The 15,665-nt window shown below is 72.4% G+C and carries 14 protein-coding genes; all 14 read right to left on the reverse strand.

What is annotated here, in order from left to right:
- Positions 1-131 precede the first annotated feature (131 nt).
- The 14 genes from M446_RS36705 to M446_RS03625 all read right to left on the reverse strand — a co-directional run bounded on the left by M446_RS36705 (position 132) and on the right by M446_RS03625 (position 15,423).
- Positions 132-449 (reverse strand): hypothetical protein, encoded by a 318-nt coding sequence (locus M446_RS36705; protein WP_012330703.1) that lies wholly within the window; start codon positions 447-449, stop codon positions 132-134.
- A gap of 261 nt (positions 450-710) precedes the next feature.
- Positions 711-887 (reverse strand): hypothetical protein, encoded by a 177-nt coding sequence (locus M446_RS37930; protein ID WP_012330705.1) that lies wholly within the window; start codon positions 885-887, stop codon positions 711-713.
- A gap of 126 nt (positions 888-1,013) precedes the next feature.
- Positions 1,014-1,226: a hypothetical protein gene (locus M446_RS03570; RefSeq protein ID WP_012330706.1), complete on the reverse strand. Its 213-nt coding sequence runs from the start codon at positions 1,224-1,226 to the stop codon at positions 1,014-1,016.
- Between the two features lie 757 nt (positions 1,227-1,983).
- The gene (locus M446_RS03575; RefSeq protein WP_012330708.1) at positions 1,984-2,799 is read right to left on the reverse strand and encodes a hypothetical protein; all 816 of its coding nucleotides are present in this window, start codon (positions 2,797-2,799) and stop codon (positions 1,984-1,986) included.
- 354 nt (positions 2,800-3,153) lie between these two features.
- Positions 3,154-4,518 (reverse strand): MFS transporter, encoded by a 1,365-nt coding sequence (locus M446_RS03580; protein WP_012330709.1) that lies wholly within the window; start codon positions 4,516-4,518, stop codon positions 3,154-3,156.
- 995 nt (positions 4,519-5,513) lie between these two features.
- Positions 5,514-5,768 (reverse strand): hypothetical protein, encoded by a 255-nt coding sequence (locus M446_RS03585; RefSeq protein ID WP_236728804.1) that lies wholly within the window; start codon positions 5,766-5,768, stop codon positions 5,514-5,516.
- An 11-nt stretch (positions 5,769-5,779) separates the two neighbouring features.
- On the reverse strand, positions 5,780-8,707 hold the full coding sequence (locus tag M446_RS38700; RefSeq protein ID WP_012330712.1) for a S8 family serine peptidase: 2,928 nt from the start codon (positions 8,705-8,707) through the stop codon (positions 5,780-5,782).
- Between the two features lie 1,005 nt (positions 8,708-9,712).
- On the reverse strand, positions 9,713-9,874 hold the full coding sequence (locus M446_RS37935) for a hypothetical protein (RefSeq protein ID WP_168169128.1): 162 nt from the start codon (positions 9,872-9,874) through the stop codon (positions 9,713-9,715).
- Positions 9,875-10,025: 151 nt separating this feature from the next.
- Positions 10,026-11,393: a DUF3618 domain-containing protein gene (locus M446_RS03600; RefSeq protein WP_012330713.1), complete on the reverse strand. Its 1,368-nt coding sequence runs from the start codon at positions 11,391-11,393 to the stop codon at positions 10,026-10,028.
- A complete protein-coding gene (locus tag M446_RS03605; RefSeq protein WP_012330714.1) occupies positions 11,390-11,851 on the reverse strand; it encodes a hypothetical protein in 462 nt (153 codons plus the stop codon). The genes M446_RS03600 and M446_RS03605 overlap by 4 nt, the downstream gene beginning before the upstream one ends.
- A 525-nt stretch (positions 11,852-12,376) precedes the next feature.
- Positions 12,377-12,955, reverse strand: a complete 579-nt coding sequence (locus M446_RS03610) for a ferritin-like domain-containing protein (protein ID WP_012330715.1) — start codon at positions 12,953-12,955, stop codon at positions 12,377-12,379.
- A complete protein-coding gene (locus M446_RS34115) occupies positions 12,907-13,785 on the reverse strand; it encodes an alpha/beta fold hydrolase (protein WP_012330716.1) in 879 nt (292 codons plus the stop codon). Before M446_RS34115 ends, M446_RS03610 begins: the two co-directional genes overlap by 49 nt.
- A complete protein-coding gene (locus tag M446_RS03620) occupies positions 13,778-14,668 on the reverse strand; it encodes an NAD(P)H-hydrate dehydratase (RefSeq protein WP_012330717.1) in 891 nt (296 codons plus the stop codon). The genes M446_RS34115 and M446_RS03620 overlap by 8 nt, the downstream gene beginning before the upstream one ends.
- Positions 14,665-15,423: a histidine phosphatase family protein gene (locus tag M446_RS03625; protein ID WP_012330718.1), complete on the reverse strand. Its 759-nt coding sequence runs from the start codon at positions 15,421-15,423 to the stop codon at positions 14,665-14,667. Before M446_RS03625 ends, M446_RS03620 begins: the two co-directional genes overlap by 4 nt.
- Positions 15,424-15,665 lie beyond the last annotated feature (242 nt).

The following is a 15,665-nucleotide window of genomic DNA, read 5'->3' on the forward strand; positions in this document are numbered from 1 at the left end:
TGCCGCGACTTCAGCCTTGCCGAACTACTGTGCCGCCAAAACTTATCAAGTCAAAGTTCAATTTTCAAGCATATTGCCGATTGGCAGCGCTTGCCCTGATCACAAGCACAAATCCAGGGCCGTCGCATCATTCATTTGATGGAGAACATCTTAGCAAGACTCGCAGTATCTGGGCTTGACCGCCAAAGGTGAGGACGCCGATCGCGTGTGCGGCCGCGCCGCCGGACCACGCGCCGCGCGGCCGGACCCGCCGCGCGGCGGGCCTCATCCGACATCCGGTTGATGGCTTCGCCATCTCCGATGTCGGCCATGCGGATGTCGGCTTCGCTCAGGCGCCGCGCGGGCTTGGCATACGCCATCCGGTTGATGGCTTCGCCATCTCCGATGTCGGCCATGCGAATGTCGGCTTCGCTCAGGCGCCGCGCAGGCGCGTGATCCGCTTCGATCAAGCGGATCCCGGATCACTTCACGAGAACGAGCAGGATGCCGGCCAGGGTGAACAGCCCGACCACGAAGCCGAGAATGAGGATGACCGCCCGGCTCCCGCGCGTGTGGTGCGCGCCCACCATCGCCCTCCCTCCGTGCGAGCGCCGCGGCCGCGTCGCGACGGACTGCTCCTGCGGGGCCGCGGTCCGGCCGCCGCGCCCTGGGCGCGGCGGTCCTGCCTCGCCGGCGCGCGGCCGGCGAGGGGTGTCACGCGCCTTCCGGCGCTACTTGCCGCCCCCGGCGGATCCGCTCCCGCCGCCGCCGGCCGTGTTCGAGGTGGGCTTGCTGTTCTCCTCGGCGTTGCTCGCCGCTCCGGACGAACTCCCCGCCGGACGGCCCTGGGCCAGCACGGGCCCGGCCAGCACGATCAGCGCGGCGGTGGCGGCTGCGATCTTCCTCATCCGTGATCTCCCGTCTCCTGCCCGTCCTCCACGGACCGGCTCGAACCGGGGCAACGTCGATGCGCCGCGTTTGTTCTGACTCCGCGCGAGAGCGCCCGCTCGCCGGGACGGCCCCTCGCCCGGCGATCACTGGAGCGGCCGGCGCTCCACGGCCGGGCGCTCGGCACTCTCGCGCCCGACGGCCGCGAGCAGCCGCAGCGATTCCGCGAGTTCGGTCGCCGTCTCGAGGGGCAAGCCCGTCTGCGCGCGCCCGTTCACCCGGACGGGCTCCCCGGTCTGGAGAGCGTAGACGCCCCAGCCGTCACTCTCCCTGCGAACGGTGTAGGTGCGGTTCGCCATGCGCTCCTCCGGGCCCGGCTCCCGCGGGCTTGGTCCTGGGCAACGCGCCGCGGCGGTCCTTGCTCCCGCGCTGCCTCCGGCGCGGCCCCACGCCCGCCCCGCGGCCCGCCGGCTACTTCACGACGACGAGCAGGATCCCGCTCGACCCGAGGCTCAGGGACACGAAGGCGGCGATGACGCCGAGCAGGACCTCCGTCCGGTCAGGCGCGAGATCCGGATGCTGCCGGCGCGCCGATGTCCATCTCCGGCGTGCCCAGTAACGACGAAACGCTCTCATCTCGACTCTGTGTGTGGTGAAGGGGGCAGGCAGCCGACCGCGGCGGCGAGGATCGGGCCCGAACCGGGCGGAGCGCGGGAGTCACCGCGAGGCCGGGCGGGGTCGGCGCCGCGCCGCGATTGATCCTTAGCTCGCTAATGGATCTCACCGTTACTATCAATCTTGAAAATAGCAGGGGAGGTCCACGCCTCCCGCATGGCCGAGCGGCGGGCGGGACCCGGCCGCGCCCGCCGGCGCGGCGGCCCGCGCCGGCGGGCGGGGAGCGCCCCTGACGCAGATGGAGCAGAGCCGGCGACACCGTTCCTGCCCGCCGATCCGCAGTCCATTCAGGGAAATTACACGCCTTACGTGCGTTTCCACATCCAACGCATGCGCCTTGTCGAAACTTCGTACTTTCCCTTTGTTGCGACGCAGCGTAGAACGCGGGTGCGAGATCGCGGCGCTGCCGCGGTCGTGCAGCCCTTGATGGGCGTTTCCTCCCTACACTTCGGGCCGCCCCTCGGGCGGCCCTTTTTCTTGACGGCCACCCTCCGGCGACGGTGCGCCCGCGAGCCCTGGACCGGCCGCATCCCGCCGCGCCGCGACGGGACGGGCGCCCTGGTCCGCGGGCCCGAGGGCTCCCCGGCACGGATCGGCCGGCGCCGTGCCGGACAGGCGCCGGAACCGGTGCGCGATCCACCAGTCGTTCTGCCAATCCTCGTAGCCGAGGAGCGCGCCCTCGCGCCGCTCCATGGCCTCGGTCCAGCCCGACGACACCTCCCTGCGCAGGCGGATGGCGGCGTCGATGCGCCACTCCTCTCCCGGCAGCGCGAAGTACGCCTCGCGGATGCGGAGGCCGCACGGCTCGCCGGCGCTCCGCGGACCGGAGGCGGGCCGGTCGACGAGCCTGCGCACGATCCGTCCCTCGGACACGGCCGGATCGAACCGGGCCAGCAGCTCGTCGAGCCAGTCGACCGGGTACAGGTCGGAGAAGACCGCGAGCGGCTTGCGGCCCTCCAGCATCAGCGGCAATTCGAAGCCGGTGTGGACCAGGTAGGGCACCTCGCGCAGCCCGTGCCAGGGATCGAGCTGGGTGAAGACCGGGTCCGGCGCGAAGGGCGGGTCGGACAGCGCGCCGAGCCTGTCCAGCGCGTCGGGCGCGACCTCGTGGACGGCCCGCAGATCGGGATCCTCTCCGTCCGCGAGACCGAGGGCGGCGCGCAGCGCCTCCAGATCCCGGATCCTGAGCAGGGCCTCGACGCGGGGCGATCCCGTCGCCGGGTCGAGCGCTTGCAGGACGAACTTGCGGGCGCGCACGGGCTCGCGATCCTCCGCGGACGGTCGAACCGGCTGGAGATCACGGCGCGGGGCGGGCCGTCAAGTCGATCGGTCCCGCCCCGGCCGGAAACCGGCGCGGCACCCCGGAGCCGCCGCCCATTCGAGCGTCCTGCGCACCCGCGAGTCTGTTGCGCGCAAAGAAATGCCGGCCCAGATAGATATCCAGGCCGGCAGTCAGGGCTCCGTTTGGTGCCATCTGACGATGACTTTCCGGTTCTATAGGATCGCTCTTCCCCCGACAACTCCGAGTTTAGCCATCGCGCGAGCGGGACTACCGTCAATCCCGCAGGTAGTGCTTGGCCCGGCAGCGGGGCGAGGCGCGCGCCGGGCCGCTCAATGCCCCAGCGCCTCGCCTCCGGCGGCGGCGCGGGCCGCCCGATCCTCCGGATGGGCGAGCTGCTTGATCACCAGGGCGGCGGCCGCGATCAGGCCCGGGACGGCCACGATCGCGAAGATGGCCCCGAAGCTCAGCTGCCGGCGCGAGAGCTCGGCGACCAGGAAGGAGCCGGCGATGCCGCCGAAGCGCCCCAGGCCCAGCATCCAGCCCACCCCCGTGGCGCGCCCCTGGGTGGGATAGAAGGCGGCGGCCAGGGCCGGCATCGACGATTGGGCGGTGTTCATCAGGGTGCCGCCGACGAACACGAACAGGACCAGGAGGCCCAGCACGCCGGAGACCAGGCCGATCGCCCAGATCGCGAGGGCGGTCAGCGCGTAGCCGGCCGCGATGACGAGGTTCCCGTTGGCGCGATCCATCAGCCAGCCGAGGAAGATCGCGCCCACCCCGCCGAGGGGGAACAGGGCGGCGATGAGCGCGGCGGTCCTGGCGTCCATGCCGGCATCCTTGAACAGGATCGGCATCCAGTTGATCAGCGCGTAGAAGATCACCAGCCCCATGAAGTAGGCCAGCCACAGCATCGCCGAGCCGACCACGTAGGCGCCCGAGAGCACGAGGCCGACGCCGCTCCGGGCCTCGCCGGCAACGGGCGCCGCCTCGGTCATGGTGAAGGCGCGCGCCTCGGCGGCCGCGCGGGAGATGCGGCCCAGCACGGCGCGGACGCGCTCGCTCGGCTGTCCCCTGGCGACCATGTAGCGCACGGATTCCGGCAGCAGCGCGATCATCAGCACGGTGAGGAGGAGCGGGACGACGCCCCCGAGCACCAGGACGCTGCGCCAGCCGAATTGCGGGATCATCCAGGCGGCGAGGAAGCCCCCGAAGGCGGCGCCGAGGGGGAAGCCGCAGAACATCATGTTGGTCAGGGTCGCCCGCCGGGCGTCCGGGCAGTACTCGCTCATCAGCGTCACGGCGTTGGGCATGGCGGCGCCCAGGCCCAGGCCCGTGACGAAGCGCCAGATCACCAGGTGGTCGAGGTCGCCCGCGAAGGCGGAGCACAGGCAGGCGGCGCCGAAGACCAGGACCGCGCCGATCAGGACCAGCCTGCGCCCGAGCCGGTCGGCGAGCGGCCCGGCCGCGAGCGCGCCGGCCGCCAGCCCGAACAGGGCCGCGCTCAGGACCGGGGCGAGCGCGGGCCGCGTCACCCCCCATTCGGAGATCAGGGACGGCGCGATGTAGCCGATCGCGGCCGTGTCGAACCCGTCCAGCAGCACGATCAGGAAGCAGAGCGCGAAGATGATCCACTGGAACGGGGAGAACGGGTGCTCGTTCAGGAAGCTCTGGACGTTCACGGCACCGTGATTCATCGCGCTGGTATCCTTCTTTCTGTCGGGGGGCTCGCATTCGCTGCGAGGGGTGCGGCGCGGGGCTGCGGAGCCGGCCGCGCAGGCGCGGAAACTCGGTCATCCGGGGGCGCGGCGCGGGGGGATCCCGGCGGGGCGCAGGACGCCGCCGTCGCCGGCCGACCCGACGCCGGTCGCGACGAGGGCCGCCGCGGCGCCTCCGACGGCCGAGACCCGGCTGGGGACGGTCCGGCTGCGGACGGGTCGGCCGCGCGTGGCATGGTCGCGCAGACATGGCCGGCCACGACATGGCCGGGGCACGACATGGCCGCGCATGACCTGGCCGGGCACGGGCGCCTCCTGCGGTGGTTTCACTCCCGGGACCGCCCGCGTCGAGGCGAGCGGCCCGACCCGGGAGCATGCGCGCGTCGCGGCCGCCTGACGATGGACCGCGCGGCGAATGACTTGGATTTTCGCGACGCCCGCGCGGGCCCGGCACCGCCGCCGAGGGGCTCCGCGCGCGGCGCAAGCTCTTGACCCAACGTCATTCTCTTTTCGAGGAGGACGGATCCGCGCCGGCGGATCGCCGCCGGCACTTGGAGGATCCGGACGGCCCGGCGGGCCGATGGCCGTCTCCCACATCACCGGGCCCGGCGCGCCGCGGATCCCGCAGCGTCGAGGAGGAGACCGCCCGCACCTTCCTCACGCCATCCGGCCGCGGCCCGACGGCGAGCCCTCCCGACTCCCGGCCGTCCTCGCGGTCGATCCCCGGGACGGCACCCCGACCGCACCGGTCCGGGACGAGAATTCGGGGACGGGCTCCGCCCCGCCCGGAACGGCGCGCGGGCCGGCCGATGCCGGGACACGCTCAGCGAGGCGACGGCTCGCGCCGCGGCCGGTCTTTCCCGGCCAAGCCTCCAGAGCCTTGTCCGACGAAGGGGATGCCGGTCCGTCGAAGGCAATGCGGCACAATCACAAACCGAGACCAGCGCCCGATCGCAACGCGATCGTGCGCTGGTCTAGATGAGACCGCGCTCCGCCGGCAGTTCGGCCGACACGATCCCGTCCTGCTCCCTCAATTGAGCGACCAAGGCCGAAGCCGCATCCGAATTCAACACTTCGGCATACCATAGACGCCGCAATTCAGGCTTTTTCGCACCAGGGCTAATCCTGCCGACACTGCGAACGCCCGGAATTTGCTTGATGCGGTCGCCGAGAGTGTCCTGCAGATGCTCCGGTGTGTGCTCGCCAAAAGTGAACATGACACTGCTCATCGTCGGCACCTTCATTGCAACAATTTGAGCAGGTTGATCCGCCCCGCACCGTAGTCGGCGCTGAAATCCGCTCCATTCATCGCCTGCACCTTGTCGGCCGACGTCATCAGGGCGGCTCTCACCTGATCGGGCTTGAGTTCGCCACCGGCAGCGATGCTCTTGGCGATCAGGAGCGCCGCGCTCCCCGTCACATGGGGTGTTGCCATGGAAGTTCCATCCCAGGCGTCGTAGTTGCACTCGCGGCGGACCCTGGCTCCCGGCTGCGGCCGCCCGTCCGGGCCGTACGCGATGCCGAAGGCGGTCTGGCCGTCATACCGGGGGAGCGTCGACCAGATGGCCTTCCCGGGCGCCGCGACCGCGATGTGGTTTCCGCTGTTCGAGAAGAGCGTCACCCTGTCGTCCAGCCCCGTCGCGCCGACCGCGACGACCCCCGGTATCGCGGCCGGGTACGAGGTCGGGCTGCCATACTGGCGATCATTGCCCATCGCCGCGCAGATCGTCACGCCGGACGCGAGCAGCTGTTCGAACAGGGTCCGCTCGGTCGGATCGGGAACGGCCGGCCCGCCGATGCTCAGGTTCACGACGTGGGGCGGGTCGTCCACGCACGCGGCCAAGGCACGACGGTACAGGATCGGATTCACGTAATAGACGAAAGCTCCTTGGCCGGGCGCGTAGGTCGGCTCATCATCGAAGATCTTCCAGACATCAAGTTGGCAGGCACACACCCCTTGAACCGAGACGCCGCTGGCGATCAGCGCAGCGATCGTTCCCGAGACATGCGTCCCGTGCCCGATCAGATCGAGCTCCGAGACGGGCCGCGTCAGATCAGCGTTCTGCCAGTAATAATTGGACACCCGCAGGCTCGGGTGCTTGGCATCGACGCCGGTGTCCAGCACCGCGACCCTCACCCGGGTTGCCTCCTGGAAGCCGGCAGCCGCACGCGCCTCCTGCCAGCGGATCTTGGCGAGGTTCCAGAGCAGCGATGCCGCGGGCGGCGCCGCGGCGATCCCGAGACCGCCGCCGGCGGCCGTGCGCCCCGCGCGCCGCGCGGCGAGGTAGCGGACCGGAACCTGCGACACCGAGAGAACGCTCGGGTCGCTCGCCAGAGCGCCGTGCAGCTGCTTCGCGTCCTGACCGTCCATCATCTCGATGAAGCGGACCGGGGCGCCGACGTCGGGTGCTCCGGCGGGACGGTGGAACCCCATCATCGCGGCGGCCGCGGCCATCGGGGACGGCGCCGTCACCGCCTCCTCGCTCGCGCGCAGCGGAACGACCCGCTTGATGCGTCCCGCGCGGGCGAAATACGACAGCGCACCCAGGCCGGGCGTCTCCGGCGCCGGCGCCATCCCCATCCCCATCGCCATCCCCGCCGCCGCGGGAGCCTCCGCCGGTCCGGGCCGCATGGTCACGACGAGGATGTCGTCGTGGTGCTGCGGCAGAGCCTGCGTGGTGAAGATGCTGGCCGTGGTCCGGCGCATCGTCGCGCTCTCGAGGGTCCGAACGATGCTGGGCTTGGCCACGGACTCGGTCCGCGCCGCCGCGAGCCGCTCCGCCGAAGCCGCCGCGCGGATCCGAGCGTCGCGAGCCAGGACGTAGACGAAGGCCTTCGCCTGCCAGCCGGTCCCCGTCCAGGGCCGCGAATCCGGACCCACGCCGCCGTGGGATTCGAGCGTCTCGCCGTTGGCGATCAGGACGACGTGCCCGATCCTCTTGCGACCGGCGTCCTGCGGCCGCAGGAACGCGATCCGGACCACGTCGTCCGTGGCCCTGCCCTCCGCCACGGACGAGGTCTCCAAACCCCTCGCGCGCGCCCATTGGTGCTGATTGACCGAGCCGTCGGGGAAACGCAGCGACGGGGTCGTGGCGAGCCGGACGACCTGTCGGACGAAACCGCTGCAATCGACCTGCGTGAAGTCGCGTCCCGGGACGGCATCGAGGAACGGCACCTTCTGCCCGAGGCCGTAGGTGACGCGCGGCCTCGCGGTCCGGCACGCGTCGAGGAAGGCCCGCGCCCGCGCGAGGTCGAAGGCCGTGTCGCCGACGGCCGCGACGCCCGGTTCCGCCGGCGCGGCACTCTCCGCATCGACCGAGTATCCGAGATTGGCGAGGAGGCGGGCGGTGTCCTCGTCCGCGACCTCGGTGACGTCGGTCGGAGCGGGGGCGCCCGGGTCGTCGTCCGAGGCGTCCTGCGGATCCATCGCGCCGAGGACCGCCCCGCCATCGCGCGCCGCAGAGGAGAGCGATGCAGAGGCGAGCGATGCAATCTGTGGAGAACCCGCCGCCTCCTCACAATATGGCAGCAATCTCATCACATCCTGAGCGTATTGACGGGCTTTCTGGCCAGATCCGTTGTAAGCGCGGACAGCTTCCTGAATGTTCCCGGTCGCTTCATACTTGCTTGTAAGCTCAGATACGACTCTGCTCACACACTCTTCGAAGACATACCATTTCTTCTGACGAAAGAACGCTTCGTCCGTGCGGACATGCTGCAGATCGTACTGAAATATACCGTAACCTTTGTAAATCATCGAGGCCGGGCTGAGGCCGCGCGCGGCCCTCGCCTTGTTCGTTTCGGCGATCAGGAGCTGCGTGAATGCATCCCCATACGTGAGTCTGAACTGAGCGGTATTGATCGGGAACGCGGTTCGGGGCGCGCCGGCCACGTCGCCGCTGGCGTCGTACACGCACAGACCGAGGATCTCCGCGCCCCCCCTGTGCGGCGTCAGCGGGAGCCAGTACATGCCGGCCTCGCGGCAGGCGATGGCGCACAGCAGCGGCACCGTGAACGGCGTCGATCGCGTCGCGTCCGCGAGTTCGGATCGGAAATTGGCGATCAACCAGCGCGTGACGCCCTGGGCGACGTCGCGCTCGCTATGCGCCGCCGTGGTCGCGAATCCCGCATCGGCGGCCCCGAGATCCGCCTCGCCCGCATCCGTCATCGCGCTTCCCTCCCGGTTGAATGAACCGAAAGCCTCCGAGGCCCTTGGCAGGCATCGTCGTGACGCGGCCGGCCGGGCTGGTTTCACGCCTAAGTTGCTTCACCGACTCGATTGTCGCGGCCCAGCGCCGGCGCCGGCCACCGCGAAGCGAAGATGCCAAGAACGCCCGAACATGATCTGCGAGACCTTGGCGGCCGGCCGCCTTGCGGACCCCGACCGACCTGCAACCATCGCAGACAAACACGAACTTCCGCACGAACGCTGAGATCGGGACTTCACCTGACAGTATTCAACCGACATCCTTCGGCATTGGCGCTCAAGATACGCCCAACGGCCGCCGCGGACCACGGATGCGCAAGGTTGGGGAGCGCGCGGATCCGAGGAAAGCCGTCGACACGAGGCATCTCGACCACCCCAGCCCATGACGGAAATTGCCTCCTGAGGCGGGCCATCACACTGACGGCCGGCTCAAGCACCGAACCTCAGATGAGAACGGCACAATCATCATCGGTCGTGCCTGGCATACCAAACGACATGCCTCATCGACATATATGGGAAAGCTGACGCTCGGCGGATTCGCGGCCTTTGTCGATCATGACGACTCCGCCCTGCCGACGATATTTAAACGCATTTGAATCTGCGTTGCAACGGCTGGAGACGGATTTTTCGATTCAGCGCTGCATGAGAGCTCATGCGGCGAATGCTCGGACCGGCACGGACGATTCGCCCGTTCGTCTGCACCACCAGCCGTGCGTACCGAGAATATATTCGCTATTTGGCGCTCGATCGGCCCGGATCTCGTTCGAGTTCCGCAAGAAGCAAGATGATTGAGCTCGTGTTTCGAAGCTTCATCTTGCCCTTATTCCTCCCGGGCGCGGTCTCCCTGCTCGCCCGTTGGCGGGGCCGCGCGAGCGTCGACGCTCCGCCCGACCGTCCGGCGGCCCGGCGGGCCCGCGGCACCTGGGGCATCGAGCGGGTCGGGACCGCCCCGCGCGGCGTCGCGGATCAGGCCGGCGAGGCACACGGCGTGGTTGATGACCGCCAGTGGGTGAAGCCCCGCGGGACATTGCCCCGCCGCTCGCCGCCCGCCGCGTCGATCCCCTCGGCGAAGAGCCCGAGGAAGAACGCCGCGGCGAGGGAGACGGCCGCGTTGACGAGCGTGACCACCGGGGCCGCGAGGACGAACTGGCCGAGCCCCTTGTTGAGGGCGGCGGCGGCGCGGCTCTGGACCGTGTTGCGCGCCCCCGCCAGCGCGGCCGCCCGGGCGATCAGGACGGGTATGCCGGCCGCCTCGGCCGCCCCGACGGCGCTCCCCGCATCAGATCTCGGCGACGGTGCGGGGCTCGGCGGTCGAGCGGCCGTTCTCCTGCCGCCGCAGCGTCCCCATCGCCTCGTAGGCCCGCAGCCGCGCGCGGTTGATCGAGCCGAGCGGCCGGTGCGCCGCCAGCGTGTGGCTGGGGCAGAAGGCCAGGTCCTCCTCCTTGCCGATCCGGCCCTGGCTGTCCTGGGCCGGCAGGACCAGCCGGGCGACGGGGCGGTAGGGGCTCTCGGCCTCCGGCCATTCCCGGCTGGCATCCTCGATCGGCATCCGCGCGGGATCGGTGCAGAGCTGGACCGCGACCTCGTACGCGACCGGGTGGGTGGTGAGGTAGTCGGTCACCGCGTGGCGCAGCGCGTTCTCGTCGCCGCTCAGGTCGATGGTCCTGCCGATCAGGGCGCGCAGCCCCTCCGTCGCCGGCCGCACCGCCAGCTTGGCGACGTAGGCGCCGTAGCGCAGCGGCGTCTGGCTGTAATAGGCCTCGGCGAGCGGGTGGTAGGGCGGATGGCCGAAGAAATCGAGGGTGGCGCTGCCGAGGCCGACCGCGTTCAGCACCGCGTTCGCCGCGCGCGCGCCCGCCGAGACGGCCTGCTTGACCGCCACGGGCGCGGGCGTCGCCCGGCGCAGCGCGCCGATCGTGGCGAGGAAGGCCTTGGCGTCGGCGGCCGGGAAGGTCGTGCCGGTGTCCAGGATGAAGTCCTGCGTCGTCTCCCCCTCGTGACCGGGCAGGCGCTCGCCCTCGACGCCGAAGATCTTGAGGGAGAGGCCGCGCGGCGCGGAGACCTTGCGGTCGTCGAGGTACTCGCCCGGGACGTGCGAGAAGCGCGCGATCACCGGGTAGGTGCGCGGCTCGGCGAAGAGGCCCTGGCGCAGTTCGGGGGGCAGCCCGTCGAGGACGTGCAGCGTGCCCTCGGCGAGGCCGTGGCTCTTGGCGTGGGAGGTGCGCACCGCCCTGCCGTAGCGCTCGCGGGTGATGCGCCCCTCCTCCCGCATCGTGGCGATGATCCGGGCGATGACCTCGTCCTCGTCGGCCGCGCGGCGCTCGAGCCCGTCCGCGTAGCGCGCGTAGGTCCGGGGGGCGCCGGGAACGACGCGCAGGCGGCGGCGCTCCGCCTCCTGCCGCAGGGCGTCGTAGAGGAGGAAGCCCAGGCCGGCCCCGACCAGGAGCGTCGGGAGGAGGTTCTCCCGCGCCCCGTCGAGCAGGCGCCGGGCGCCCGCGTTCAGCGCCGGGCCCGGCGCGTTCGGGCCGACCAGATCCTCGGCGAGGCGGGAGACGTTGAGGCGGGCCTGCAGGCTGTCGAGGGTGCGGTCGAGCCGGGCCCGGCTCGCCTCGACCTCGTGCTCCAGGTCCTCGGTGGCATCGCTCATCGGGCGGGCTCCGTCGCGCGGGGATCGGGGATCGGCAGCGGCTCGGCCGGGACGAGGGCGCGCGAGCGCGGGATCGGCCGGGGGCCGGCCGCCCGCACGAGGCGGAACAGGGCGAAGCCCGCCAGGGCCGCCGCCGCGAGGGCGATCCCGGGACGGCGGCGGATGGCGGCGTCGACCTCGTCGTAGATCTCGCCGGGCGTGCGCGCGGCGATGCCGTCCGCGAGCGCCTCCACCCCCTCGGCCGCGCTGTCGAAGAAGGCCTTCAGGTGCGGGGCCTCGCCGAGGCCCGCGCCGCTGCCGCGGATCACCGCGGCCACGTCCGAGACGGCCCGGACCGCGTCGGCCTTGCGCTTCCCGACGTAGCCGTGCGCCTCTTCGAGGAGGCGCCCGGCGATGGTCTCGTCGCGGCCGCCCTCGCCGGCGGGGCCTCGCCCGAGGCCTTCGGTGTCGTCGAGCATGCGGGCCCTCCTCATCGATCGCGTCGGGAGAACCTCAGGCCGCCGGGCCGGTTCCGTGAGGCCGCGGCGACCCGCCCCCGGGGACGCGGCCGCTGGGCGCGGCCGCGTGCGACGGGAGCGACCGACGGGTCAGGCCGCGCAATGTCCGGCCGCCGAGGCGCATCCGCGGACCGGAGCGGGACGGGGCCTCGCCCGCATCCTCGGGATCGGGGCGATCACCGGGGCGGCGGATGACGATCCCTCGGCCACCGGCACCGACGCCGGCGCGAGGACCACGTTCGGCCTCGCGGTGGGTCGCCCCGGTCGTGCACCTCTCGGCCAAGCTCGGGCAGGTCCGCGGCAAGGGCCTGTTCGGATCGTGCGGTCAGCGGCCGGGTCACCAAAGGGCTCGGCTGGATCACCGCCGGAGTGACGGCCCCGGCCACCGCCTGCCCGGCGGCGCGGTTCCTGCGAGGGGCCGGGACCGCCCGCGACGGAGATGCGCTCCTCCGCGGGCGGTCCCTGCGCACGATCCGGGCCTGCGCCTCAGGCGGCCTTGCCACCGCGGCCTTGGCCACCGCGGCCTTGGCCGCCGCCGTCCTGGCCGCCGCGGTCCTGACCGCCCGGTTCGTCCCCGGCGCCCTCCTGGTTGATGCGCCCGGCGATCTCGGTGAGGAGCTGGTCGGTCCTCTTCTCCTCCTGCAGGGTCTCGTCGAGCAGCTTGGCGGCATCCCGGTAGCCGAGCTGGGCCGCCCAGGTCTTGAGCGTGCCGTAGCGGGCGATCTCGTAATGCTCGACCGCCTGCGCGCAGCCGACCAGGACCGCGTCCGCCGCCGGGCCGCCGCCGAAATCCTCCAGATCCTCCTCCATCTCGGAGGTCAGCCCCTGCATCGCCTCGCAGGTCTTGCCGCGGGCCGGCTTGCCGAGGATCTCGAAGACCTGCTGCAGCCGCTCGACCTGCTCGGCGCTCTCCTCGGCGTGCCGCTCGAAGGCCTGCCGCAGCTCGTCGTTCTCCGCCGCCCTGGCGGATTTCTTCAGCGCCCGGACGGATTGCCGCTCGGCGTAATAGACGTCCTTCAGCGTCTCGTAGAACGCATCCTGCAGGGTCTTGGTCTTGGCCGCCATGAACGAACTCTCGGATCGAGGGGGGGCCGCGCGCCCGGGCCCGGGCGGCGCGGTCTCGGCAGAACGCGCCGGCCCGCCCAGAGGTCCGGCGCGCCGGGCAGCGGGTGCGGCGCGCAGCGCCGGTCGAGCGCGTCCAGGGCGTCGAGCAGGGCGGCGGGGGCGGTGTGGTGCACCACGTGGCCGCAATCCGGGACCAGCGTGAGGGTGGCGTCCGGGAGGCGGCGGTGGCACGCGACCGACTGCGTCCGCGGGTCGACCATTCGGTCCCCGCCGCAGACCAGGGCGACCGGAACGGCAAGGCCGGCCGCCAGCCGGACGTCGAGCCGCGGGGTCGGGTGGAAGGTGCCGCCCTCCAGCAGGAGGCCGCGCACCTCCCGCGGCCTCTGCAGGGCCCAGGCGACGGCCACGCGGGCCCCCCGGGAATGGCCGAGCAGGAGGGGCCGGCGCACGCCGAGCGCGTCGAGGGCCTGGGCGAGGAGGCGGGCCTGCTCGCCGGGCGGGAAGGACCGGCCGCGCGGGCGGGTGCTGCGGCCGTGGCCGGGCCGGTCGAAGATCAGGACCCGGTGCCGGCGGCCGGCGCGGGCCGCGAAATCCCCGAGCAGGACATCCTGCGCCAGGCTGCCGTTGCCGTGCAGCACGACGGGGGGCGGTCCCTCGCCGCGCGCGACCCAGTGCAGGCGCACGCCGTCGACCTCGATGAAGGGCCCGAGGGGCGGGTTCCGCGCCGCGCCCGCGCCCCGGCGCCTCCGCGCGGCCATCAGGGCAAGGGCGAGGAGCGCGCAGGCCGCGGCAACCCCGCGCCCCGGGGCCGCGCCGCCCGCGTCAGGCACGCCCCCCGGCCTTTCGGAGGAGCCCCGGAACCAAGCCGGCGAGTTCGCGCGCCAGGAAGCCGAGCGGGCCGCAGCGATCCGCGAGATCCCGGCCGGCCTCGCCGTGGAGGTAGACGCCCCAGACGGCCGCCTGCGCGGGGGCGGCGCCCCGCGCCAGCAGGCCCGCGATCAGGCCGGCCAGGACGTCGCCGGAACCGGAGGTCGCGAGCCCGACGCCGCCGCCCCGGTAGAGCCACGCCGCCCCGCGCGGCGCGACGACCAGCGTCCGGGCGCCCTTCATCACCACGACGGCGCCCAGGAGGTCGGAGGCGGATTGCGCCGCGCCCCGCGGATCGGCCTCGATCGCCTCGCGCGGGCGGCCGAGGAGCGCCGCCATCTCCCCGGCATGCGGGGTGATGACGACCCGGCCCTCGCGCGCCCGCACGGCCTCGGCCTGGGCGGGAAGGTCGCTCAGGCCCGCCGCGTCGAGGACGACGGCCGCCGAGGGGGCCGCCTCCAGGAGGGCCGCCCGCAGGGCCGCCACCGGCGCCCCCTCCATCATGCCGGGCCCGACGAGCAGGCTGTCGCAGCGGGGCGCGTAGGCCGAGAGCCGCGCGACCGCGGCGGCGGGATCGATGCAGCCCCCGGCCTCGGGCAGGCCGATGACCCGCGCCTCCGGCACCGCGAGGCCGAGGGGCAGCGCCGCCTCGGCGACGGTCGCGATCTGCAGCTTGCCCGCGCCCGCCCGCAGGGCCGCCGTCCCGGCCAGCAGGGCCGCGCCCGGGACCTCGGCGCATCCGGCCACCACGAGGACGCGGCCGCGCTCCTCCTTGCTGCCCTCGTGCGGCAGCGGGAGCGCCATGCGGCGCAGCGCCTCGGGCGTGACGTCGACGGGGTCGCTCATCGCACGGCGCCCGTCGCGTCGGGCGCGTCGGTGACCGGGGCGCCCGCCCGCGCGACCGGGGCCACGAAGTTGTAGCGCTGCAGGGCCGGCCGCCCGCCCGCGCCCGGGGCCACGGCGTATTCGGTGATCGCGCAATTCGCGACGCTGCCCTGACCGTCGATCTCCAGGATCTCCGCCTCGGTCAGGTTCTCCAGCAGGTACCTGATGCACAACACCATCACCTGATGTCCGACCAGCAGGACCCGGTCTCCCGCGTAGTACAGCGACACCGTGTGGAGCGCGCTGCGCAGGCGCAGGATGACGTCGCACCAGCTCTCGCCGGAGGGCGGCCGGTGGTAGAACTTGCCGAGCAGCCGGCGGTACTCGGCCTGCTCGGGATGGAGTTGCCGGATGCCGTGCGGCGTGAGGCGGTCGAGGAGGCCGAACTCCTTCTCGCGCAGCCGCTCGTCGAGGACGAGGGCGAGGTCGTCCTCCGCCAGCCCCCCCGCCGCCCGCACCCGCTCGGCGGTCTCCACCGCGCGCCGGTAGGGCGAGGTCAGGACGACGTTCGGCCGCTCGGCCCGCGGCATGGCGGCGAACCAGCGCCCGACCGCCTCGGCCTGCCGCTCGCCGTCCGGGCTCAGCGGGACGTCGACGTCCCGCCCCTCGATGGCGATGTGGGTGGAGCCCTCCCGGTGCGCCGCGGCCCGCGCGACGTTGCCGGCGCTCTCGCCGTGCCGGAGGATCCAGATCCGGGCCGGCCATTGCTGTGGCATGGAGCCTCCTCGGCCGCCTCCTGGCGCGCAGTGCCTCCTGGCGCGCAGTGCCGACCGGCGCGCAGTGCCGACCAACGCGCGCCCCGGCCGCGGGTTCTGCCGCGCCGGGGCCGGACCGCGCCGCGCCCACGCCGTCGCGGGATCAGGCCCGATCCGGAATATCACCGGATCTACTTCACCCAACGTCAATCGATTGCTGCAAAATACCGACAAGATCCAATCGATCCGCCCTAAGCAACCTG

It is taken from the genome of Methylobacterium sp. 4-46 (genome assembly GCF_000019365.1).
Lineage (GTDB): Bacteria > Pseudomonadota > Alphaproteobacteria > Rhizobiales > Beijerinckiaceae > Methylobacterium.